Genomic DNA, 20,340 nt, shown 5'->3' with positions numbered 1-20,340 from the left:
TATACCCATCGCACCGCCTGCGCTATCGAAGCAAATAAACGCCTTTCTTCTCATCACACGAGGATTTCATGGGACAGGACGCCGCCACCTTTGCCAAACAGGTCGAACAGATGCGCACCGGAGCGGGATTCATCGCCGCGCTGGATCAGTCCGGGGGGTCGACGCCCAAGGCGCTGCGCCTCTATGGCGTGACCGAAGACATGTATGACGGCGACGACGCCATGTTCGGCGAGATCCACAAGATGCGCAGCCGAATCATCACGGCTCCGGATTTCACCAATGCCAAGGTCATCGGTGCCATCCTGTTCGAGCGTACAATGCGCGGCGAGGTCGAAGGCCGGCCGACGCCGCAGGCGCTCTGGGACGTGCGCGGGATCGTGCCTTTCCTCAAGATCGACAAGGGGCTGGAGGACAAGGCAAACGGCGTCCAGATGATGAAGCCGATCCCGGGGATCGAGGAAACCCTGGAAGAGGCGGCCGAGTTCGGGATCTTCGGCACCAAGGAGCGCTCTGTCATTCACGAGGCGAACCCCGAAGGCATCAAGGCGATCGTCGCGCAGCAGTTCGACCTGGGCAAGACCGTCGTTGCGGCGGGCTTGGTGCCGATCCTGGAACCCGAAGTCGACATCAACTCGGCGACCAAGGTCGAGGCAGAGGCGCTGCTCAAGGCCGAGATCAAGGCGCATCTTGATCAGCTGGACGAGGGGCAGGACGTGATGTTGAAACTGACGATCCCCTCCGAGGATGGCCTTTACGACGACTTGGCCGACCATCCCCGCGTGATCCGCGTGGTGGCCCTGTCCGGGGGGTATTCCACCGAGGAAGCCTGTGAGCGCCTTGCGCGCCAGCCCAAGATGATCGCCTCGTTCAGCCGCGCACTGGCCGAGGGGCTGACCAAGCAGATGTCGGATGCGGAATTCAACGCGGCGCTGGCGGCGAACATCGACAATATCTACCGGGCCTCGGCCTGATCCACGGCAAGGCCAGACGGTCAAGATCAGCCCCGCGTCCACACCGGACGCGGGGCTTTTTTCTGTTCAATCGCGATTTTTTTGGGGATCTTCTTTTTGATTTCAGAGGCTTGTCGGAGAGCGGGGGTTTTCCACACCTGCGCGCCCCAAGGATCGCCGCCTATCTTGCGTCTCATATTCGACGTTCGGACCAAGGCAGGCCGCAACCGCCCCCGGACGGACCAAGGACCCAGGACCAAGCACTTTATTCAAAGGAACAGACCCGTGAAAAACTTTGCCAAGATCGCCTTCGCCGCCCTCGCCCTGACCGCCACTTCCGCTGCCGCAGGGCAGGGGGACAAGATCACCGCGATGGGCTATGGCCATTCCCAGCAGCAGGCCAAGATCGTGACCATCCAGACATGGACCGCCGCGGCGCATGAAAGCTACGGCTATGCCGACTGGAACACCGCCTATGTCGGGCAGATGGAATGCGTGCAGAATTACGCCAAGACCACCAACGAGTTCTCGACCTTCTCCCGCGAGATCATCAAGATCGGCGGCGACCAGAGCGCACCCTGGACCTGCATCGTCAGTGGCTACCAGGACGTCAAGACCGGCTACAACGGCGGCCATGACAGCTACAAGCCGGCCACGGGCCACGGCTACAAGGCGCCCGCTTATGGCAGCCACAAGAAGGTGCCGACCCTGGGCTATGGCGGTGGCTATGCCGGTCATAGCGGCGGCTATACCGGGGGCTACTCGGGCGGCTACGGCGGTTCGGCCTACAAGTACTGATTTCGGGCTGGTCCAAGCGCGGTCATCCCCATTTTCTCCCGACCGCGCCTGACCAGAAGACCCCGGTGCCGTTCCACGGCACCGGGGTCGCTTCATGTCCGGCTCACCTGGATGTGCCGCGCCGCCAGTCGGCCAGCGTCTTGCCCGGTTCGTCCACGAACAAGCCGGGCAGCGGCGTGAGATCGTCGATCCGGTCGACGCGGAGGCTGAGGAAGCGCGCCTCGGTTTCGTCCCAGCCGACACAGGTCCAGACACGGCCGAAGTAGTCCAGGTGCAGGGGGCGGATGTCGTGGCTCTTGCCAGCGGTGTTCACCTGCAGGCGCTGACGTGCGCGGATCGCGGCGCGGATCACCGGCATATGGACGAAACCGCGCGCCGCCTCGGCAAAGGATTCCGTGGCAAATCCGAAAGGGGCGGGCGCGGGGCCCGCATCCTCGGGCAGGACCGCCTCGATCTTGGCCGCCAGGGAACGCGCCGCCCCGGCCTGTTCCGGCAGGTCGGAGGCCCCCAGCGCGGCCAATGCGAGGTGCAGCGCCTCCAGCTCATCTTCGGTCAGGTTCAGCGGTGGCAGGGTGATCGCCGCCTGCACCGTGTAGCCGTATCCGCGCGCGCCCTCGACCGGCACCCCGGAGGCGGCCAGTACTTCCATGTCGCGGTAGATCGTGCGCACCGAGACGCCAAGATCCTGTGCCATCGCCTCGGCGGTGTGCAGCTTGCCGTCGCGCAGGCGCTGGGTCAGCGCGTAGAGCCGGTCCTTGCGGTTCATCCGCCTGCGTCCTTTCGCTTGTCCAACCGGTCGGAGACGCCGGCACACGGCCCTGTCGGCCCGTATCCGGGCACCCGATTCCGGGCAAATTCCTCCGGACATACTGACAAAATCCTGACAGCTGACAAGCTCATGACAAAACGAGTGCGCGAGCACTGCGCTTTGGCCCTTTTTCGGGACTGAAAGTCCCTTTAGATAGCCGCAGTGGCATTGATGCGCGGAGCCGGTGCGGCCTCCGCCGACCTGAGGAGAGATATCATGGGTATCGGAAACATCGGCCTTCCCGGCCTTCTGCTGATCGCCGTTGTCGTGCTGGTGCTGTTCGGCCGCGGCAAGATCTCGTCGCTGATGGGCGAGGTGGGCAAAGGCATCACCGCCTTCAAGAAGGGCGTGAGCGACGGCCAGCAGGAGCTGGAAGACCAGAAGGCCGAAGAGGCCAAGGACGTCACGCCCGAAGAGGAAGCCAAAGACAAGGACAAGGTGTAAGTCACCATGTTCGATCTCGGCTTCGGCGAACTGCTGGTCATCGGCATCGTTGCGCTGATCATCGTCGGTCCCAAGGACCTGCCGGTGCTCTTTCGCAACGTCGGCCGGTTCATGGGCAAGGCGCGCGGCATGGCGCGCGAGTTCAGCCGCGCGATGAACGACGCGGCGGATGAAACCGGCGTGCGCGACGTGGCCAAGACTTTCAAGACGGCCACGAACCCGGTCAGCAGCGCGATGGACGGCGTCAAGGATGCCGCCAAGTCCATGACCAACCTGGACCCGGACAGCGAGACCGGCAAACTGGCCAAGGAACGCGACGAGGCCAAGAAGAAGATCGAGGCCAACGCCGCGCGCAAGGCCGCCGAGCGCAAGCAGCGCGAGGCCGAAGAGGCCGCGCGCCGGGCCGAGGAACTGGAGGCTTCTCTGCAGGCCTCCGATGAGGCGGCCGCGCCCAAGGCGGCCCCGGACGAAGGGGACAAGACGGCATGAACAATGCCCAGGACGAGATCGAGGACAGCTCGGCCCCGCTGATCGAGCATCTGGCAGAACTGCGCACGCGGTTGATCCGGTCGGTGGTGGCACTGCTGATCGGTATCTGCATCTGTTTCATCCCGCTGGGCGGCGATTTCATCGCCGAACACATCCTGCGGTTCCTGCTGGTCCCGATCGAGACGACGTTGCGCGCGCTGGGGGACCCCTCGCCGACGTTGCAATACACCAGCCCGCAGGAATACCTGTTCGTGCTGTTCCGCATCGGCTTGGTCTTTGGCTTCGCGATGGCCTTTCCGGTCATCGCGCACCAGATGTGGCGCTTCGTGGCGCCGGGCCTCTACCGGTCCGAGAAAAGCGCCTTTCTGCCCTTCCTCGTTGCCTCGCCGGTCATGTTCCTGCTGGGGGCGAGCTTTGCGCATTTCGTTGTGACGCCGCTGGCGATGGCCTTTTTCCTGGGCTTCACCGATGCGCCCTCGGTCTTTGCCAATCTCATGTCGGGCGCGGTCGACCCGGACGGGATCGCGGCCGCCGTGGTGCCAGAGACCACCGAGGGGCTCAAGATCACCTTCTTCGGAAAGGTCAACGAGAGCCTGCAGACATCACTGGTTTTCATCATGGCCTTTGGCCTTTGCTTCCAGTTGCCGGTCCTGCTGACGCTGATGGGGAAGGCCGGGCTTGTCTCGGCCGATGGCCTGGGCAGCGTGCGCAAATACGCGATGGTCGGTATCTTGGTGCTGGCTGCGCTGGTGACACCGCCGGACGTGGTCACGCAGGTGATCCTTTTCACGGTGGTCTACGGTCTCTACGAGATCTCGATCATCCTGGTGCGCCGGGTCGAGAAAAAGCGCGAGGCCGATCTCAAGGCGCAGGGCCTGTGGTTCGAGGAAGAACCGGACACCGAGAACGATCCGCTGATGGACGAATTCGACGAGGAAGAATTCGATGAAGGCGAGGGCCGCCAGAAATGAGCGGTATGAAAGGCAAGAGAACCGTGGCGCTGGAACGCATCGCCGCGGCACTGGAACGGATGTCGCCCGCACCGCAGGCGGAGCCTGAATTCGACGGGGCAGAGGCCTTTGTCTGGCATGTGGAACCCGACCGGCTGGTGCCGGTGCCACAGGTCAACCGCATCCCGCTGGAACTGCTGGTCGGCATTGATCGCTCTCGTGACACGCTGCTGGAAAACACCCGCCAGTTCGCGCGCGGTCTGCCTGCCAACAACGCGCTCCTCTGGGGGGCGCGGGGCATGGGCAAGTCGAGCATCGTCAAGGCGATCCACGCCGCCGTGCGCGCCGAGGGGCATGACTTGAAACTGGTCGAACTGCAGCGCGAGGATCTGGCCTCTGTCGGTCGGCTGCTGAACGTGCTGCGGGTCACCGAGCATCGCTTTGTTCTGTTCTGTGACGACCTGTCGTTCAGCCACGATGACGAGCACTACAAGAGCCTCAAGGCGGTGCTGGACGGCGGGATCGAAGGGCGGCCCGAGAACGTGCTGTTCTATGCCACCTCCAACCGCCGCCACCTGATGCCGCGCGACATGATCGAGAACGAACGGTCCACGGCCATCAACCCGTCAGAGGCGGTCGAGGAGAAGGTCTCTCTCTCGGATCGTTTCGGATTGTGGCTGGGCTTTCACCCCTGTTCGCAGGACGAGTACCTGGAGATGATCCGGGGCTATTGCGATGCCTATGGTGTCAGCGTGGCCGAGGAAGAACTGCGCGCCGAGGCGGTCGAATGGCAGGCGACGCGCGGGGCGCGGTCGGGCAGGGTGGCCTGGCAGTTCTTTACCGATCTGGCGGGTCGCAAGGGCGTGTCTCTGGGCTGAGCTTCCGGGCCTCGTCGTCGCGGCGTGAGCGGATCTGTGTCAGCGGACCTAGGTTGAGCCAGTCGGTGAAATGCGCCCGGGCCCAGCCGTCCCCGAGCACCTCCAGCCGCTGGGTGTCGATTGCCTTGCCGGGGGTGATGTCTCCGCGCAGGAGGTATATTGCATCCGGCAGGGTACAGGCCAGGTAGAGGTTCACCTCGCCGCCCGGGTCCTCGACGCAGAGTTCGCAGGTGCCTTTCTGGTTTAGGAACCACCAGTAGCGCTTGGCAGTGATCTGGTCGGTCAGGTCGAGCCGGATCAGGCAGCGCCTGCCGCCGAATGCACCGGGATCGGTGCCGCTTTCGAGCCCCCAGACAAGCAGGCCAAGGTCGATTTCGTGGTCTTCGAGCGCCCGGCGGGTCCAGCGCTGGCCCCAGATGCCAAGGGCCTCGACCAGCGGTATGAACTCGGCCCCGGCTTCGGTCAGGCGGTAGCCGGCGTGCTTGTCTCCCAGCTCGCAGCGTTCGATGACGCCTTCCTCGATGAGCCATTTCAGGCGGGAGGACAGCAAGGAAGGGGACATCAGCGGCACACCGCGTTGCAGCGCGCTGAAGCGGCGCGGGCCGGCGGCAAGATCGCGAATGATCAGCGCATTCCAACGCTCGCAAAAGAGCTCTGCCGCCTTGGCGACCGGACAGAACTGGCCGTAGGTTTTCACGCCGGCCCTCCTTGCTACAGATCTTGGACTATACCGGACAGGGGCGTCTACGTCACCTTAGGGATGTGTTCCAACAGCCTCGGAGGGGGAGCCATGACCACATCCACTGCAACAGCCGGGCAATTGTCGACCTCGGCTGCCGAAATCTATGACGCCTTCTTTGTGCCGGCCCTGTTCGGCGCCTGGGCCGGGCCTTTGTGTGATGCGGCCGGGATCGCGAAGGGCAATCGCGTTCTGGACGTTGCCTGCGGAACAGGGGCCACGACCCGAGAGGCGGCGCGCCGGGCCGGTGACGCGGGACATGTAACAGGGATCGACCGCAACGACGGCATGATTTCCGTGGCCCGCTCTCATGGAGATGGCATCACCTGGGAGGAAGGCCGGGCCGAAGAACTGCCCTTTCCGCCGGAGAGCTTTGACATCGTGCTGTGCCAGTTCGGCCTGATGTTCTTTGACGATCGCGTCGCGGCGCTTGGCGAAATGCGGCGCGTGCTGCGGCCCGGCGGCAGGATTGCCCTGTCGGTCTGGGACCGCGCAGCGAATTCGCCGGGTTATGCCGCCATGATCGCGCTGATCGAAGAAATGTTCGGCGCCGACGCCGCCGGGGCGCTGCGCGCGCCCTTTGTTCTGGGCGACCTGACGGCCTTTTCAGAGGTGCTTGAGGCGGGCGGCTTGGGCGGAGCGCGTGTCACGACCCCGACCGGGACGGCGCGCTTTGCCTCGATCCGGGATTGGGTACGCACGGATGTACGCGGATGGACCCTGTCGGAGTTCATCGATGACGCAGGGTTCGAGGCGCTGGTCGCGGCGGCGGAGCAGCGGTTGAGCCGGTTCGTCGACGCGGATGGCAGCGTGCGTTTCCCGGCACCCGCGCATGTCGCACTTTGGTCCAAAGGGCCGGAACCGGATTGAAACCGTCGGGCTGTGAATAGACAGGCCCCGTCGCTGAGCAGCGGGGCCTGTCTTGCTGTTATGAAATCAGCGCAGGTAGGACATCGGGTCTGCGCTGTCGAGGCCCTGGCGCACCTCGAAGTGCAGGAAGCCGACCTCGCCCGGGGCGACGCGGGCGATCTGTTGGCCTCGGCTGACAGAATCGCCGACACTGACGCTGATGTCGGCCACGTTCAGGTAGACGGTGTTCACGTTGTCCGGGTGACGGACGATGATGAAGCTGGACCCGTTGGTCTTTTTCGACACGCTGATGACCGACCCGGCGGCTGCGGCCGAAACCGGCGTGCCGGGCGATGCGCTGATGTCGATACCCGGGTTCGAGCCGGGGTTGTATTCCCGGATGATCGATCCCTGCACCGGCATGGTCATGCTGGCCTTGGCCTTAGCCTTGTTCTGGCCGATGTCGGCCACGGGTTCCTCGGGCTTGGGCGTCGGATCTGCTGTGCCGCGGGGTTCCGGTGTCTCGGCAGGCAGGGGCGCTGCCGCCGAGGGGGGCACCGGCGTGGGCGAACCCGACCCCGGGGGTGTGGTCGCGCGGTCGCTGCTGCGCGGCTCCGTCGGCTTGGCGACGGGGATCAGCAGGAACTGACCCTCCCGGATCGAGAAATCCCGGTCCAACCCGTTCCACTCGGACAGGGCGCGTGGCGACACGTTGTAGAGCCGGGCGATGGTAAAGGCGGTCTCGCCGCGGGCGACCTTGTGACGGACGGGTTCGACGCCGGTCTGCGGGTCGGCGGAGCGGCGCGAGGTATCCGGCGCGCCGTCGATGGCGTTGGAGGCCAGGGTGGTCACGTCCACGCTGGACGGCGGGCGGATCGGGCCGGTGGTCGTCGCGCCGGTAGAGGGCGAGGGTTCGGCCACGCGACGGGGCAGGGCGACGATTTCGCCCCGGCGCAGCGGATCGTTCGGGCGGATGCCGTTGTAACGGCCCAGCTCGTCCGCGGGCAGACCGATGCGCGCGGCCACGTCGGCCAGCGTGTCACCCCGCTGGGCGACGGCGACCTGGTAGCTGGGGTAGGAAATGATGCCGCGGTTGTCCGGCTCGGGCCGGTCTGTGGTGGCCTTGAGCGCGGCATCGGTCGTGTCGACGCCGCCACCGATCCCGCCGCGCAGGTCGAAATCGAGCCCGTCGGAACAGGCGGAAAGCATGGCAACAAGGGCAAGCGCCGTCATGGGGCGGGAGGCAAGTCTCATCTCGATATCCTCACATGCACCCCTTGTCTCCGGGGCGTCACAGGTTGGCGGCGCCTGTCCGACACCGCGCCACGCGGTCAGTCCTTGCCAAGCCCTTCGACCAGCGGAACGAAACGCACCGGGCGCATCTCGTGATACTCGTACCCGCTGTCCGTCCGCGTCACGCGGATCAGGCTTTGCACGGCGTCGGACTGGCCCACCGGCACGACCATGATACCGCCAATCTTCAGTTGCGCCAATAGGGGGCCTGGCGGGTCTTCGGCGGCTGCGGTCACAATAATGCGGTCAAACGGTGCCTGGTCGGGCAATCCGAAGGACCCATCGGCGGTGAAGGCGGTGATATTGGACAGTTCCAGCGCGTCGAAAACCGCCCGCGCCGCATGGACCAGCCGTCGGTGCCGGTCGACCGTGTAGACCCGCCGTGCCAGCTGGGACAGGATCGCCGCCTGGTAGCCGGAGCCGGTGCCCACCTCCAACACCTTGTCGCGCGGCCCGATCTTCAGTGCCTGGGTCATCAGGCCCACGACCGAGGGCTGAGAGATGGTCTGCCCACAGGCAATGGGCAAGGGCATGTCGTCATAGGCGCGGTCGGTGAAATAGCCCTGGATGAACCGCCCGCGGTCGACGCGTTCCATTGCGTTCAGCACGGCTTTGTCCGTCACGCCCTTGGAGCGCAGCGCAAACAGGAATTGCATCTTGGCTTCGGCGTCGAAGCTCATGAAAAGGCGTCTTTCAGGCTGTTCAGCGCGGCGTGGTCGGTCAGGTCGGCCAGCATCGGCGTGACCGTGATCCAACCCTTGAGGTTCATGTTCGCGTCGGTGCCGCTGTCGGTCGGGGCCCGTTGGTCGCCGCCGCGCACCCAGAGGAATCGCCGGCCGGACGGGGAATGTGTCGCCTCGACCGAAAAGCGAGTGTCGCGGCGCAGGCCCTGTGGCGCGACGGCGGTGCCTGCCACGTCGGCGGCCGGAACCGGCGGGAAGTTCACGTTGTAGAAACGGCGGTAGCCACCCGCGTGGGCCGGATCGGCGGCCAGAATGGCACGCACCGTGGCGGCGCCATGCTTCGCCGAGGCCTCGAAAGGATTGTCGGCCTGGGCGTTTGCGGGGCCGTAGTATTGTGACAGCGCAATGGCGGGCAGACCCTGCAGTGCGGCCTCCATCGCGCCGCCCAGCGTGCCGGAATAAAGCGCGTTTTCGGCAGAGTTGTTGCCCCGGTTCACGCCCGACAGTACCAGGTCCGGCGGATTGTCCTTCAGCACGTCGTGCAACCCGGCCAGCACGCAGTCCGCGGGGCTGCCCTCGGCGGCATAGGTGCGTTCGCCCAACTGGGCGATCATCGTCGGGTGGCTGTATGAGATGCAATGCGCCACGCCCGATTGTTCAAAGGCGGGGGCGACGGTCCAGACCTCGCCCGAAGGTCCGGCCAGGTCGGCGGCGATGTCGGAAAGAACCTTGAGACCCGGCGCGTTGATGCCGTCGTCGTTGGTGATGAGAATGCGCATGAAAGGCGTGCCCGTGCTGGTTTGTTCTTCTCTAGGGGCTGGGGCGCCTGCGTTGCAACCCTATGATGGCCGGTTGCGTCCGGCACCTCACGGGCGAGGTGCCGAAGCCACGAATTGTCAGGCCAGTGTGGCCAGCAGGCGCGCGGCCTCTGCCTCTGGCGTGGCCAGGGCGTCGCGGTTTTCACCCGGATGAAAGCGGGCCCGGACGGCGGTGGCCATCGGGCGCGGTTCCAGCACATGAACCCGGGGCCCGGTGCGTTCGGATTCCGCGGCCCAGCTGCGGGCCAGGGCGATCTGCGCGGCCTTTGTGGTGCCGTAGAGACCGTAGAATTTTTGCCCCTTCACGGGATCGTCGAAGAACAGCGCCTGCCCGGTGGCGCCCAGCAGGGGCGCGACGAAGGGCACCAGGTGGCCCATTGCGTCGGCATTTGTGGCCAGCGACTTCTGCCATTCCTTCGGATCGATATGAATGGCAGGGGTCAGTGCGCTGGCATGGACCGCCGTATGTGCCCAGAGCGCCAGCGTGCCCTCGCCCTCGGGCGTCTGGGGCGACCACCGGTCGTGGATCGAACGGCACAGGTGGGCCATCGCGTCGCGATCGGTGACATCCATCGGCGCCAGGGTGGCTTGTCCGCCCTTTGCCTTGATGCGGTCGTCGAGCTCTTCGAGCCCGCCAACGGTACGGGCCAGGGCGATGATGTGATGATCGGGCGCAAGGGCCTCGGCCAGGGCAAAGCCCAGGCCACGAGAGGCGCCGGTTATGAGGGCGAGCTTGGTCATGGCACGGCATGTGCCGGGCTTTCGCGGGCGCGTCAAGCGCGGCGCGTTGCCTCAATCTGCGGCGAGATGTGGGCGGATGTCGTCGCCGCAGGCGGCGTAGATCTCCAACAGATCATCAAAGGAGAGTCCCATCGCCTGTGCTTCGGCCAACGACCCGTCTGCCGCCGTCACCTGCGGGCGCTGCGCCGGATCGGGCAGGGCCAGCGTGACCGCACCTTCGGCGTCTTCTTCGAACAGGGGCAGGGCATTGGCCAGAAGCCCCTCGGCGGGGCCGAAGGGCTGGGCCGGGTCGTCGACAGTTGCCAGATAGGCGCGAAACACCGGCTCGGGCACCTCGACCCAGGGGCCGAAGGAAAACCCGTCATCGCTGCCGCGCAGGGGCAGGGTCAGCACGCCACGCAGGAAATAGCGTTTGCCGATGCGGCAGAATTCCGGGCCCAGCCGGTCGTCGCCGATTTGCAGGTCGTCGTCGCCGGGACGCGGTCCGTGCGGCCAGTCGTCCGGCGCGTCGAAACCGATGTCGTAGATGCCCGAGAAGTGCCGCCCGCAACAGGGGCAGGCTCGGTCGGGATCGTTGAAACGGCGCCAGCGGCTGTCGAGGGCAAGGAGGCTCATGGGCTTGGTCTGCGGGGCATCTGGCCCGGGGTCAAGGGGCCATCCGCTTCCGGCTATTGCGCGACCGGCTGCGTCAGCCAGCGGGTCTCACCCTTTTGCAGCAGCGCGATGCGGCCATCCTCGATCGCGACAATCGGGGCGCGGCCAATCTTGTCGCCTGCTTTCAGCGTGACGATCTTGCCGCCCGCGGTGCGCACTAGCGCCTTGCGGGCCTCGCCGCCGCCGGTCGTCCCCAAGAGGATCAGCGTGTCGAGGTTGCCCGTCGCGGGTGTGGTGGCCGCCGCGATGACGGCCTGCGGGGTTGCGGTTTCCTGTGCCATGTCCTGGTTCCGTTTTGAACAGATCAGGGGTCATACTGCGGTGCAGCATCAGGTGGAAGCGGGCGTAAATGGCATTCGCCAAAGGCCGCCGAAAGCGCAGGTGTACCGGCAAAACATTGCCGGTTTTGATTGGCGGCGTGATACGCTGGTCAATCCACGCGTGAAAGCGCGAGGTTGGTCAGGCTCTGGATCGCCGCCTGCAAATGTTCGGGGGACGCCGGCCAACTGGCCTGATCCGAGACCTCGAACGAAGGCCCCCAAACTTGGTAGAACTGCATCACCAGAGTGTCCGACCCGGCCAGCCTGTTCATGTCGACGATGGCGATCTCGCCTTTGTCCGGCATTTCCTTGAGGCTGGAACAGAACAGTAGTGCCATTGCCCGCGTCTCGGACTTGATGAGGTCCTGAAGGACGGCATCGGTGCACGCCGCGCCATACTTGTTTATCTCGCCGTTGAGATAGCCTTGGGGAGGGCCCGGACGTTTGTCCTGACCCATGATTCTATATAGTTGCGAGGGATCAGAAAAACTGTCCTCTTCCGGGACAACATCATAGCCATACAGCGCGCTGCCGTCGCCCAGTTGGGTGTCGATGATCTGCGTTCTTGTCAGCGCCTGAAGTCGCTCTGGATCGGAAACCCCCGCGGCCCATGGGGGCGGTTGGTGGGTGGCATTGATGTCGAACAGGTTCAGGTCAAGGCCCGCATCCTGTGCGGCGCCAAGGCTGGGCCAGAGGGCCAAGAGAACGATTATTTTCTTCATTTCCGCAGATTAGAGCGCGGGAAACCGGGTGTTCAAGGTGGAAAGCGACGCGCGCCGCCGTACGAATCCGGCAGGGAAAGGCCGGTTTCGTTTGGCGTGGTCATCCAGGCAGAGGTGACAGGCGGGGAAGCGCGTAGTCACCCGGCGCATCCGGGTCGAGCAAAAGAAAGGTGTCCTGCCCGCGTGACCAGCGGTCAAACCAGTCAAAGAGGGTCAGGCCGGTGTCGAAGAGCGCCGTGCCGATAACCAGATTCTCGTCCCAGGCACTGGGTTCCCAGGTGAGCATCCGGTCACGGGTGGTATCGATGCAATCGTACATCGCGCAGCCAAGGTGGCAGATGGGCAAGAGTCCCTGCGGCCAGAGCCAAGTCGGCCTCTGCGGATCACGCGCGCGGAGGGCATGGTAGCGTCGGTCGGCAGTGGCGTCCTGATCATCGGCAAAGCCATCGCCGATGCCAAGCAGACCGTAGCCGGGACCGAAGCCGCCGTTGCCGATCTCTTGCCAGACGCGGACAAGCACGGGCGGCATCTCAAAGTCCAGTTTTGTCCGGACCTGCTCCAGCGTGGCCGGGTCAAGAGACGGGGCCGGATCCGGTTCCGGCAGGCGCATGTCGTGGAAGGCGTCGACCCGGGGCAGGCGGGCGCGCAGCCGATCCAGCAACGCGCCGACCGGATCGGTCACTCGGCGGCCTTCATCTGAAAGCCCTTCTCGATCATGTCCGCCGGTTCCACCGGGTATTCACCCGAGAAGCAGGCATCGCAATACTGCGGGCACTTGGTGTCGCGGCCCTCGGCCTCGCCCACGGCGCGGTACAGCCCGTCGAGTGAGATGAACTTCAGGCTGTCGACGCCAAGATGGGCACACATTTCGTCCTCGGACATGGTGGCGGCCAGCAGCTTTTCGCGCTGGGGCGTATCCACGCCGTAGAAACAGGGCCAGGCCGTCGGCGGGCTGGCGATGCGGAAATGCACCTCTGCCGCGCCGGCATCAAGGATCATCTCCTTGATCTTGCGGCTGGTGGTGCCGCGCACGACAGAGTCATCGACCAGGATCACCCGCTTGCCTTTGATCAGCGCGCGGTTGACGTTGAGTTTCAGGCGCACGCCCATGTTGCGGATCTGCTCTGTCGGCTCGATGAAGGTCCGGCCCATGTACTGGTTGCGCACGATGCCCATGCCGTAGGGGATGCCCGATTCATGGGCAAAGCCGATGGCAGCGGGGGTGCCGCTGTCGGGCACGGGGCAGACCAGGTCCGCGTCCACCGGGGCCTCTCGTGCGAGTTCCACGCCGATCTGGCGGCGGGTCTCGTAGACGGAGCGCCCGCCGATGATCGAATCCGGGCGCGAGAAATAGACATGTTCGAAGATGCAGAACCGGGATTTGGCCGGGCGGAAGGGATAGTGCGATTGCACGCCGCCCTCTGCGGTGATGACCACCATCTCACCCGGTTCGATCTCGCGGACGAATTCCGCACCGATGATGTCCAGGGCGCAGGTCTCCGAACTCAGGCACCAGCCGTCGCCCACCTTGCCCAGCACCAATGGGCGCACGCCCAGCGGGTCGCGCACGCCGATCAGCTTGGTCCGGGTCATCGCGACGACGGAAAAGGCGCCTTCGACCCGGCGCAGCGCGTCTTCCATGCGGGCGGGAATGTCACGCTGCAACGACCGCGCCATCAGGTGGATGATGCATTCGCTGTCCGAGGAGGACTGGAAGATCGAGCCGCGCTCGATCAACTCGCGCCGGAGCGCCTCGGCATTGGTGATGTTGCCGTTGTGCGCGATGGCCGCGCCGCCCATGCTGAACTCGCCGAAGAACGGCTGAACATCGCGGATCTGGGTCTGGCCCTTCGATCCGGCGGTGGAGTAGCGCACATGCCCGATGGCCAGCGGGCCGGGCAGGGTGTCCATCAGCGATTGCCGGGTGAAGTTGTCGCGGACGTACCCGAAACGGCGGGCGGAGTTAAAACCTCCCTTGTCCGGGTGATGGGCGACGATACCGCCGGCCTCTTGTCCACGATGTTGCAGGGCGTGCAGGCCAAGGGCCACGAAGTTGGCGGCGTCGGTCACACCGACAACGCCGAAGATGCCGCATTCCTCCTTGAGCTTGTCGCCATCGTCCGGGTCGCGGACGGCGTCGAAATCAAAAGGATGGGCGGGCGGAAATTTTGGGTCGGACAAGAGGGGGGCTCCGAATCCGTGTGCAGACGCAGCATGGTTTAATCTGCCGGTCCCGGAATGTCACGAAACGATTACAAGCGATCCATGGCGGCCTATCCGGTCACACCCAAGCGTCAGGTCACGAGTCCCAGCGCCCACCCGTTGCGCCGCCGCCTTCGTTGACCGGGCGGCGATACGGGGCGGTCTACCTGCTGGATGAGGGAGGTCTTTGCAGGGCCGACCCGCGCCCGGGCCCAAGCGCTATGTGCACCGTTTCCGGCGGACTGGACCGCCAGGACAGAGATGTTCACACCGCCTGCCACCGGACCGTAGGTGTGGCGAGGCTCAGGGGGCCGCGCAGACGCTGACCAGTTCTTCGTATTGCGCGGTGATCCAGCCGAGCGCCTGTTCGGGGTTCTGTTCCTCGATCTGGTCGGTGAACTGCGCGAATACCGCAGCCGACCGCGAGTCGTTGATCATTGGAATGTCCTGCGCGGTGATCACCACCTCGTAGACGAAGAAGGCGATGGCCACCAACAGGATACCGCGCGCCACGCCGAAGAAAAAGCCAAGCGCCTGGTCCAGGCCGCCAAGCGCCGACCGCTTGATGATCGAGGAAAACAGAGGCGTGAACAGGGAAACGACCACCAGCGCCAAGGTGAATATCGCGGCAAAGCTGGCAATGACCGCCAGTTCGCAGCTGTCGGCCAGGAATTCGCCGATGACCGGGATTTCCTTGACCAGCGGTTGCAGTTGATCGGCAAAGAGAAAGGCCACGATGGCCGCGGCGACCCAGCCGAGGATGGCCATCGTCTCGCGCACCAGGCCACGGGAATAGGCCAGCAAGGCAGAGAGCAGGATGACGACGCCCACCACGCCATCGACGATTGTAAAACCTTCCATCTGCCGCGTCCGCCTCTTCTGCTCGGGCCCTCCGGCCCGTTGTCGTGTCTGTTACCGTGGTTTCATCCGGTCCGCTATCCCGCACCGAAGACATCGCCGACAAAAGCGGTCAGATCGGGCATCCGTGTCAGCGCCATGCCGCCGGATGCCGCGGCCTTTCCGCCTTCCGGCAGAATCGCCTTGGAGAAACCAAGTTTGCGCGCCTCTTTCAATCGGTTTTCGGACTGCCCGACGGGGCGCAGGCTCCCTGATAGGCTGATTTCGCCAAAAACGACAGTATCGGGCGGCAGGGGGGCGTCCTCACGGGCGGAAAGTAGCGCAGCGGCCACAGCCAGATCCGCCGCCGGTTCGCCGACGCGCATGCCACCCGCCACGTTCAGGTAGACGTCGAGCCCGGCAAAGGGGATGCCACAGCGCGATTCGAGCACGGCCAGGATCGTCGCCAGTCGCCCCCCGTCCCAGCCCACGACCGTCCGGCGCGGCTGGCTGTGCGGGCTGGGGGCGACAAGCGCCTGGAATTCCACCAGAACGGGCCGCGTGCCCTCGATCCCGGCAAAAACCACCGAGCCGGGCGCCGGCTGGCCGCGTTCGGACAGGAACAGGGCCGAGGGGTTGGGCACCTCGGACAGGCCGCCGCCGGTCATCTCGAAGACACCGATTTCATCCGTGGGACCAAACCGGTTCTTGACCGAGCGCAGGATGCGGAACTGGTGCCCGCGCTCGCCTTCGAAGTAGATCACGCTGTCGACCATGTGTTCGACCACGCGGGGGCCCGCCAGCTGGCCCTCCTTGGTCACATGGCCGACCATCATGACGGCGCTCCCGGTGCGCTTGGCAAAGGTGGTCAGCTCATGCGCGGCGGCGCGCACCTGGCTGACGGATCCCGGTACACTGTCGACATTGTCCGCCCACATGGTCTGGATCGAATCGATGATCGCCAGATCGGGGCGGCTTTCGTCCAGCGTGGTCAGGATATCGCGCAGGTTGGTTTCCGTCGCCAGTTTCACCGGCGCCTGTTCAAGGCCCAGTCGCCGCGCGCGCAGCCGCACCTGTGCGCTGGCCTCTTCGCCCGAGATATAGACAACCTTCAACCCGGCATTGGCAAAGGACGCCGCCGCCTGCAACAGCAATGTCGACTTACCGATCCCCGGATCGCCGGCCATCAGCACGGCGCTTGCGGGCACCAGCCCGCCGCCCAGCACACGGTCGAACTCGTCAAGCCCGCTGGCGGTGCGTGGCGGCGGATCTTCCTTGGTGGACAAGTCGCTCAGCGCCACGGCGCGGCCACGCGAGTTGCCCAGGCTCTTGCCCGACGGGCCCTGGCTCAGGGGCTTCTCCTCTGCGATGGTGTTCCATTCGCCGCAGGTTTCGCAGCGGCCGGCCCACTTGGTGCCGGTGGCGCCGCAGGACTGGCAGACGAAACGGGTCGAAGCTTTGGCCATGTGGTCTCCGCTGGCAGGTCACGGAGGGCTTATGCCGTATCCCGCCGCCGGGGCCAATGGGGCGGCGGATGCTTGCGCTGCGCCTTTGTTTCTTTGGGCCGAAAATACCTCCGAGGGTGAATGGACCGCAGGTCCAGAGGGGGCAGCGCCGCCTGCCTCGGATGGATCAACCCGCCGGCCGGGACTTTTCAACGAGGCCCAGCACGACCGACCCAAGGATGCAGCCGGTGAAAAGGTACAGCCCCCAAGCGGTTTCCACCCGGCCCACGCCCATGCCTTGTGCCAGCGTGATATAGAGCGCGATCAGAAAGACATCCGCCATTCCCAGCCGCCCGATCACGTTCAGCGCGGGCAGGGTGCGCCGGTCCAGGACATCGAACTGCACCAGCGCCAGCCCCAGCGTCTTGATCAGGGGCGCCACCAGCGCAAACAGCGTCACCAACAGCGCCAGGAACACATCGGTCTCCCAAAGCGCTTGGAGGCCCGAGACCAGGCTGATCTCGCTCATGCCGAAGAGCGGCAGCAGGCCGGCGCGCATCAGCGGCGCGAACCAGGATATCGGGTAAAGCAGGAACAGCGCAAGGTTGAGCCAGCGCAGGTGGTGGCGCCAGCCCGCGGCCCCGGTGGCCTCTGTCACGAGGTCCACCACCACAAACCCAGAAGCGCGGCCAGCATCAGACCGTGCACCAGGTCGATCCAGCGCCAGCGCGCGCCGGGCGTGACGCTGCTGATCAGGAACAGGCCAGAGGGCACCAGAAGCGCGGTGATGCCTCCATTTTGCGCCATCGTGCGCGCGGCAGAGGCATAGACCATCCCGTCGTTCAGGCCGACGGCGGGCGCAAGCACGGTCGCGACACCGGCCAGCGACAATGCCAGCGCCGCCAGCGCGGGCCAGCGTGCCAGACCCTGCCCCTTGATCACGCGGATCGCCGCGAGGATCGCCAGGACTTCCAGGTAGAGGAATTTCTTGGCGAAGAGAAAGAATAGGACCACCGGGTCGGGCTGAAAGATACCGTTCATCGCACCGCCTCGATCGGGCCTTCGGCACGGCCCGAAATGAACTGGTCGACATAAGGATCGCCGCTGTCGTCCAGCTGCGACACGGGGCCGCTCCACTGGATGACGCCGTCATGCAGCATGGCCACGCGATCGGCGATGGCGCGCACGCTGGTCATGTCATGGGTGATGGTCATGGCGGTGGCGCCCATCTCGGTCACGATCTCGCGGATCAGCTCGTTGATGACACCCGCCATGATCGGGTCCAGCCCGGTGGTCGGTTCATCGAAAAAGATGATCTCGGGCTCGGCGGCGATGGCGCGGGCCAGCCCGACGCGCTTCTGCATCCCGCCCGACAACTCTGCCGGAAAACGGTCGGCGACGTTGGATTTCAGGCCCACGCGGCGCAGTTTGTCGATGGCTATGGCGCGGGCCTCGTCGCGCGGTTTTTTCAGCGAACCGCGCAGCAGCCGAAAGGCCACGTTCTGCCAGACCGGCAGGCTGTCGAACAATGCCGCGCCCTGAAAGAGCATCCCGAAGCGCGCCAGAAAGGCATCGCGGTCGGCTTTGGTGACGTCCTGCCCGTCCAGCGTGATGGTGCCGCTGTCCGGCGTCACAAGGCCAAGGATGCTTTTCAGCAGGACGGATTTTCCGGTGCCCGAGCCGCCGATGATGACCATCGAACTGCCCTTGTCGATAGTCAGGTTCACATCGCGCAAGACATGATTTTCGCCAAAGGATTTTGCCACGCGGGTCAGGTCGATCATGCGTCACCTCCGGATTTGGAGAGTGCGCCAACATGAGGCGTCAACGTATTGAGACCTTTGAGTGATTGCGGCCAGGACGGGGCGTGTTTCGTCATTCCTGTCATAGTGAGAAAAACGCCCCAGTCAGCAGGAAGTTCGCAGCCAGGATCAGCACCGCCGCCGCTTCGACCGAGCCCTTGGTTGCGCGGCCCACGCCCTGGGCACCGCGCCCCGAGGCCATGCCGAAATAGCAGCCCATCAGCGCCGCCAGCCCGCCAAAGGCGCAGCCCTTGACCAGCGAGGAAATCACGTCGAGCGGTTCGAGGAAATCCATCGTGTTCTTGAGATAGGCCGCCGGGTTGAACCCCAGAGAGCCGGTCGCCACCGCATAGCCGCCAAAGATGCCGATCACGTCGCCCACCGCCACCAGGAGCGGCACCACGATCAGCCCGGCCAGCACGCGCGGCGCGACGAGGTATTTCATCGGGTCGGTCGAAAGCGTCACCAGCGCGTCGATCTGTTCCGTCACCTTCATGGTGGCGATTTCTGCCGCTATGCTGGAGGTCACGCGGGCAGCGATCATGAGGCCCACCAGCACCGGGCCAAGCTCGCGCACCATGCCGATGGCGACGATCTGCGGTACCACGGCCTCTGCGTTAAAACGCGCGCCACCGGAATAGATCTGCAAGGCCAGGGCCGCGCCGGTAAAGATCGCGGTCAGGCCAACGACGGGCAGCGACAGCCAGCCGATGTTCAACAGCGCCAGGCCCAGTTCGCGGCCATAGAAGGGCGGGCGCAGTAGATGGCTAAGCGCGGTCAGCGCAAAGAGCGCGACACGCCCGACGACGGCCATCAGCGCCAGCGTTGCCCGCCCCAGCGCCCCGAATGGCGACAGCAGAATCACGCGCCGGTGTAGGTGCGGGCGTAACGCGCACCAAGCGAGGTGAGGATCTCGTAGCCGATGCTGCCGGCCCAGTCTGCCAGCGTGTCGACGCTCTGGTGACGGCCCAGCAATTCAAGGCTCTCGGGCGTCTCGGACACGGCGGTAACATCGACGCCGATCAGGTCCATCGAGATGCGGCCCAGCACCTCGCACCGGGTTTCCCCGGCCCAGAGATGGGCCTTGTGGCTCATGGTGCGCAGGATGCCGTCGGCGTAGCCGGCGGCGACGGTGGCGACCCGGGTCGGACGTTCGGCGGTCCAGGTGTTGCCATAGCCCACGGTTTCCCCCGGTTCGACGTCGCGGACCTGAATTACCGGCAGGTCGACAAAGGCGACGGGCCGTGCATCGACGAAAGGCAACCCGCCATAGACGCCGATCCCGGGGCGGGTGACGTCGAAATGATAGTCCGGGCCCAGCAGCACGCCGCCGGTGGCCGACAAGGAGCGGGGCGCTTCTATCCCGTCGGTCATCTGGCGGAAGGCCCGCAGCTGGTGGGCATTCATCGGGTGATCGGGTTCATCGGCGCAGGCAAGGTGGCTCATGATGAGCGCGGGGTGCTGCGACAGCGCGATGTCGCGCAGCGCGCTCCATTCGGCGGGTTCCATGCCCAGCCGGTTCATGCCGCTGTCGAGCTGGATACCAAACCCATGTCCCGGCAGGCTTTCCACATGGCGCAGCATCTGGTCGATGGAATTGATCATCGGGGTCAGGTGCGCGTCGCGGATCAGCTCGGCATCGCCCGCCATGTGACCGGAAAATATGCAGATTTCCGGACCCGGCCCAAGGATGCAGCGCAGTTCTGCGCCTTCCTCGGCGATGGCGACAAAAAACCTTCTCGCGCCTTCGGCGGCCAGGGCCGGCGCAACCTGGGACAATCCAAGGCCATAGGCGTCCGCCTTGACTACGGCGCCGGCCTCGGCCTGGGCCATTTCGGCAAGTGAGCGCCAGTTGGCGCGCAGCGCCGCGAGATCGATGGTAAGACGTGCCTGAGCCATGTCCGCTGTCTTTCTCAGG

General features: G+C 65.2%; 25 protein-coding genes. 7 read left to right on the top strand and 18 right to left on the bottom strand.

Annotated elements, in window-relative coordinates:
- The first annotated feature begins 68 nt into the window (after positions 1 to 68).
- On the top strand, positions 69 to 971 hold the full coding sequence (locus ACQY5B_RS12695; RefSeq protein ID WP_420325002.1) for a fructose bisphosphate aldolase: 903 nt from the start codon (positions 69 to 71) through the stop codon (positions 969 to 971).
- A 264-nt stretch (positions 972 to 1,235) separates the two neighbouring features.
- The gene (locus ACQY5B_RS12690) at positions 1,236 to 1,748 is read left to right on the top strand and encodes a hypothetical protein (protein ID WP_420325003.1); all 513 of its coding nucleotides are present in this window, start codon (positions 1,236 to 1,238) and stop codon (positions 1,746 to 1,748) included.
- A gap of 103 nt (positions 1,749 to 1,851) precedes the next feature.
- On the opposite strand, the gene ACQY5B_RS12685 is transcribed toward ACQY5B_RS12690, so the two are convergent.
- Positions 1,852 to 2,514 carry a helix-turn-helix transcriptional regulator gene (locus ACQY5B_RS12685; protein ID WP_420325004.1) on the bottom strand — a complete coding sequence of 221 codons (663 nt, stop codon included), beginning with the start codon at positions 2,512 to 2,514 and terminating at the stop codon, positions 1,852 to 1,854.
- 258 nt (positions 2,515 to 2,772) lie between these two features.
- Here ACQY5B_RS12685 and tatA point away from each other — a divergent pair, with 258 nt between their 5' ends.
- From tatA to ACQY5B_RS12665, 4 genes are read left to right on the top strand one after another with little or no spacing between them, the layout of a single operon-like run.
- Positions 2,773 to 3,000 carry a twin-arginine translocase TatA/TatE family subunit gene (gene tatA, locus ACQY5B_RS12680; protein ID WP_305968228.1) on the top strand — a complete coding sequence of 76 codons (228 nt, stop codon included), beginning with the start codon at positions 2,773 to 2,775 and terminating at the stop codon, positions 2,998 to 3,000.
- A gap of 6 nt (positions 3,001 to 3,006) precedes the next feature.
- Positions 3,007 to 3,489: a Sec-independent protein translocase protein TatB gene (tatB, locus tag ACQY5B_RS12675; RefSeq protein ID WP_305968229.1), complete on the top strand. Its 483-nt coding sequence runs from the start codon at positions 3,007 to 3,009 to the stop codon at positions 3,487 to 3,489.
- The gene (tatC, locus tag ACQY5B_RS12670; protein ID WP_420325005.1) at positions 3,486 to 4,460 is read left to right on the top strand and encodes a twin-arginine translocase subunit TatC; all 975 of its coding nucleotides are present in this window, start codon (positions 3,486 to 3,488) and stop codon (positions 4,458 to 4,460) included. Before tatB ends, tatC begins: the two co-directional genes overlap by 4 nt.
- Positions 4,461 to 4,465: 5 nt before the next feature.
- Positions 4,466 to 5,317, top strand: coding sequence for an ATP-binding protein (locus ACQY5B_RS12665; protein ID WP_420325006.1), 852 nt, complete (start codon positions 4,466 to 4,468; stop codon positions 5,315 to 5,317).
- Here ACQY5B_RS12665 and ACQY5B_RS12660 read toward each other — a convergent pair.
- On the bottom strand, positions 5,277 to 6,014 hold the full coding sequence (locus tag ACQY5B_RS12660) for a winged helix-turn-helix transcriptional regulator (protein ID WP_420325007.1): 738 nt from the start codon (positions 6,012 to 6,014) through the stop codon (positions 5,277 to 5,279). The two genes, ACQY5B_RS12665 and ACQY5B_RS12660, sit on opposite strands and share 41 nt — an antisense overlap.
- Positions 6,015 to 6,107: 93 nt before the next feature.
- Here ACQY5B_RS12660 and ACQY5B_RS12655 point away from each other — a divergent pair, with 93 nt between their 5' ends.
- The gene (locus ACQY5B_RS12655; RefSeq protein WP_420325008.1) at positions 6,108 to 6,926 is read left to right on the top strand and encodes a class I SAM-dependent methyltransferase; all 819 of its coding nucleotides are present in this window, start codon (positions 6,108 to 6,110) and stop codon (positions 6,924 to 6,926) included.
- Positions 6,927 to 6,992: 66 nt separating this feature from the next.
- Here the strand turns inward: ACQY5B_RS12655 and ACQY5B_RS12650 are convergent, their stop codons facing one another.
- The 16 genes from ACQY5B_RS12650 to alr form a co-directional block, all read right to left on the bottom strand.
- Entirely contained in the window at positions 6,993 to 8,159 is a 1,167-nt protein-coding gene (locus ACQY5B_RS12650) for a peptidoglycan DD-metalloendopeptidase family protein (RefSeq protein WP_420325009.1), read from the bottom strand.
- A 77-nt stretch (positions 8,160 to 8,236) separates the two neighbouring features.
- Positions 8,237 to 8,878: a protein-L-isoaspartate(D-aspartate) O-methyltransferase gene (locus tag ACQY5B_RS12645; RefSeq protein WP_305968235.1), complete on the bottom strand. Its 642-nt coding sequence runs from the start codon at positions 8,876 to 8,878 to the stop codon at positions 8,237 to 8,239.
- The gene (gene surE, locus ACQY5B_RS12640) at positions 8,875 to 9,660 is read right to left on the bottom strand and encodes a 5'/3'-nucleotidase SurE (protein WP_420325010.1); all 786 of its coding nucleotides are present in this window, start codon (positions 9,658 to 9,660) and stop codon (positions 8,875 to 8,877) included. The genes ACQY5B_RS12645 and surE overlap by 4 nt, the downstream gene beginning before the upstream one ends.
- Before the next feature lie 117 nt (positions 9,661 to 9,777).
- Complete coding sequence (locus ACQY5B_RS12635) at positions 9,778 to 10,440, bottom strand: SDR family NAD(P)-dependent oxidoreductase (RefSeq protein ID WP_420325011.1); 663 nt, start codon at positions 10,438 to 10,440, stop codon at positions 9,778 to 9,780.
- Between the two features lie 51 nt (positions 10,441 to 10,491).
- Positions 10,492 to 11,055 carry a DUF2199 domain-containing protein gene (locus tag ACQY5B_RS12630; protein ID WP_420325012.1) on the bottom strand — a complete coding sequence of 188 codons (564 nt, stop codon included), beginning with the start codon at positions 11,053 to 11,055 and terminating at the stop codon, positions 10,492 to 10,494.
- A 53-nt stretch (positions 11,056 to 11,108) separates the two neighbouring features.
- Complete coding sequence (locus tag ACQY5B_RS12625) at positions 11,109 to 11,375, bottom strand: amidophosphoribosyltransferase (RefSeq protein ID WP_305968239.1); 267 nt, start codon at positions 11,373 to 11,375, stop codon at positions 11,109 to 11,111.
- Positions 11,376 to 11,524: 149 nt separating this feature from the next.
- Positions 11,525 to 12,136 (bottom strand): hypothetical protein, encoded by a 612-nt coding sequence (locus tag ACQY5B_RS12620; RefSeq protein WP_420325013.1) that lies wholly within the window; start codon positions 12,134 to 12,136, stop codon positions 11,525 to 11,527.
- A gap of 100 nt (positions 12,137 to 12,236) precedes the next feature.
- Positions 12,237 to 12,818, bottom strand: a complete 582-nt coding sequence (locus ACQY5B_RS12615) for an SMI1/KNR4 family protein (RefSeq protein WP_420325014.1) — start codon at positions 12,816 to 12,818, stop codon at positions 12,237 to 12,239.
- Positions 12,815 to 14,317 carry an amidophosphoribosyltransferase gene (gene purF, locus ACQY5B_RS12610; protein ID WP_305968242.1) on the bottom strand — a complete coding sequence of 501 codons (1,503 nt, stop codon included), beginning with the start codon at positions 14,315 to 14,317 and terminating at the stop codon, positions 12,815 to 12,817. The genes ACQY5B_RS12615 and purF overlap by 4 nt, the downstream gene beginning before the upstream one ends.
- A 324-nt stretch (positions 14,318 to 14,641) precedes the next feature.
- Positions 14,642 to 15,199, bottom strand: coding sequence for a CvpA family protein (locus tag ACQY5B_RS12605; RefSeq protein ID WP_305968243.1), 558 nt, complete (start codon positions 15,197 to 15,199; stop codon positions 14,642 to 14,644).
- 74 nt (positions 15,200 to 15,273) lie between these two features.
- Positions 15,274 to 16,641, bottom strand: a complete 1,368-nt coding sequence (gene radA, locus ACQY5B_RS12600; protein WP_420325015.1) for a DNA repair protein RadA — start codon at positions 16,639 to 16,641, stop codon at positions 15,274 to 15,276.
- A gap of 166 nt (positions 16,642 to 16,807) precedes the next feature.
- Positions 16,808 to 17,278: a paraquat-inducible protein A gene (locus tag ACQY5B_RS12595; protein ID WP_305968245.1), complete on the bottom strand. Its 471-nt coding sequence runs from the start codon at positions 17,276 to 17,278 to the stop codon at positions 16,808 to 16,810.
- Positions 17,275 to 17,661, bottom strand: coding sequence for a hypothetical protein (locus ACQY5B_RS12590; RefSeq protein ID WP_305968246.1), 387 nt, complete (start codon positions 17,659 to 17,661; stop codon positions 17,275 to 17,277). The genes ACQY5B_RS12595 and ACQY5B_RS12590 overlap by 4 nt, the downstream gene beginning before the upstream one ends.
- Positions 17,658 to 18,404: an ABC transporter ATP-binding protein gene (locus tag ACQY5B_RS12585; protein WP_305968247.1), complete on the bottom strand. Its 747-nt coding sequence runs from the start codon at positions 18,402 to 18,404 to the stop codon at positions 17,658 to 17,660. Before ACQY5B_RS12585 ends, ACQY5B_RS12590 begins: the two co-directional genes overlap by 4 nt.
- 100 nt (positions 18,405 to 18,504) lie before the next feature.
- Positions 18,505 to 19,236 (bottom strand): MlaE family ABC transporter permease, encoded by a 732-nt coding sequence (locus tag ACQY5B_RS12580; RefSeq protein ID WP_420328650.1) that lies wholly within the window; start codon positions 19,234 to 19,236, stop codon positions 18,505 to 18,507.
- Between the two features lie 47 nt (positions 19,237 to 19,283).
- Entirely contained in the window at positions 19,284 to 20,321 is a 1,038-nt protein-coding gene (alr, locus tag ACQY5B_RS12575) for an alanine racemase (RefSeq protein WP_420325016.1), read from the bottom strand.
- Positions 20,322 to 20,340: the final 19 nt, after the last annotated feature.

This window comes from Antarctobacter sp. (genome assembly GCF_965277915.1).
Classification (GTDB): Bacteria; Pseudomonadota; Alphaproteobacteria; order Rhodobacterales; family Rhodobacteraceae; genus Antarctobacter.
This window is presented reverse-complemented; position numbering and strand designations above follow the sequence as displayed.

Bases quoted from the DNA above. Each gene is read 5' to 3' on its own strand.
- ACQY5B_RS12695 (WP_420325002.1), top strand. From the start codon at position 69: ATGGGACAGGACGCCGCCACCTTTGCCAAACAGGTCGAACAGATGCGC.
- ACQY5B_RS12685 (WP_420325004.1), bottom strand. From the start codon at position 2,514: ATGAACCGCAAGGACCGGCTCTACGCGCTGACCCAGCGCCTGCGCGAC.
- tatA (WP_305968228.1), top strand. From the start codon at position 2,773: ATGGGTATCGGAAACATCGGCCTTCCCGGCCTTCTGCTGATCGCCGTT.
- tatB (WP_305968229.1), top strand. From the start codon at position 3,007: ATGTTCGATCTCGGCTTCGGCGAACTGCTGGTCATCGGCATCGTTGCG.
- tatC (WP_420325005.1), top strand. From the start codon at position 3,486: ATGAACAATGCCCAGGACGAGATCGAGGACAGCTCGGCCCCGCTGATC.
- ACQY5B_RS12665 (WP_420325006.1), top strand. From the start codon at position 4,466: ATGAAAGGCAAGAGAACCGTGGCGCTGGAACGCATCGCCGCGGCACTG.
- ACQY5B_RS12655 (WP_420325008.1), top strand. From the start codon at position 6,108: ATGACCACATCCACTGCAACAGCCGGGCAATTGTCGACCTCGGCTGCC.
- ACQY5B_RS12650 (WP_420325009.1), bottom strand. From the start codon at position 8,159: ATGAGACTTGCCTCCCGCCCCATGACGGCGCTTGCCCTTGTTGCCATG.
- ACQY5B_RS12645 (WP_305968235.1), bottom strand. From the start codon at position 8,878: ATGAGCTTCGACGCCGAAGCCAAGATGCAATTCCTGTTTGCGCTGCGC.
- surE (WP_420325010.1), bottom strand. From the start codon at position 9,660: ATGCGCATTCTCATCACCAACGACGACGGCATCAACGCGCCGGGTCTC.
- ACQY5B_RS12635 (WP_420325011.1), bottom strand. From the start codon at position 10,440: ATGACCAAGCTCGCCCTCATAACCGGCGCCTCTCGTGGCCTGGGCTTT.
- ACQY5B_RS12630 (WP_420325012.1), bottom strand. From the start codon at position 11,055: ATGAGCCTCCTTGCCCTCGACAGCCGCTGGCGCCGTTTCAACGATCCC.
- ACQY5B_RS12625 (WP_305968239.1), bottom strand. From the start codon at position 11,375: ATGGCACAGGAAACCGCAACCCCGCAGGCCGTCATCGCGGCGGCCACC.
- ACQY5B_RS12620 (WP_420325013.1), bottom strand. From the start codon at position 12,136: ATGAAGAAAATAATCGTTCTCTTGGCCCTCTGGCCCAGCCTTGGCGCC.
- ACQY5B_RS12605 (WP_305968243.1), bottom strand. From the start codon at position 15,199: ATGGAAGGTTTTACAATCGTCGATGGCGTGGTGGGCGTCGTCATCCTG.
- radA (WP_420325015.1), bottom strand. From the start codon at position 16,641: ATGGCCAAAGCTTCGACCCGTTTCGTCTGCCAGTCCTGCGGCGCCACC.
- ACQY5B_RS12590 (WP_305968246.1), bottom strand. From the start codon at position 17,661: ATGAACGGTATCTTTCAGCCCGACCCGGTGGTCCTATTCTTTCTCTTC.
- ACQY5B_RS12585 (WP_305968247.1), bottom strand. From the start codon at position 18,404: ATGATCGACCTGACCCGCGTGGCAAAATCCTTTGGCGAAAATCATGTC.
- ACQY5B_RS12580 (WP_420328650.1), bottom strand. From the start codon at position 19,236: ATGGCCGTCGTCGGGCGTGTCGCGCTCTTTGCGCTGACCGCGCTTAGC.
- alr (WP_420325016.1), bottom strand. From the start codon at position 20,321: ATGGCTCAGGCACGTCTTACCATCGATCTCGCGGCGCTGCGCGCCAAC.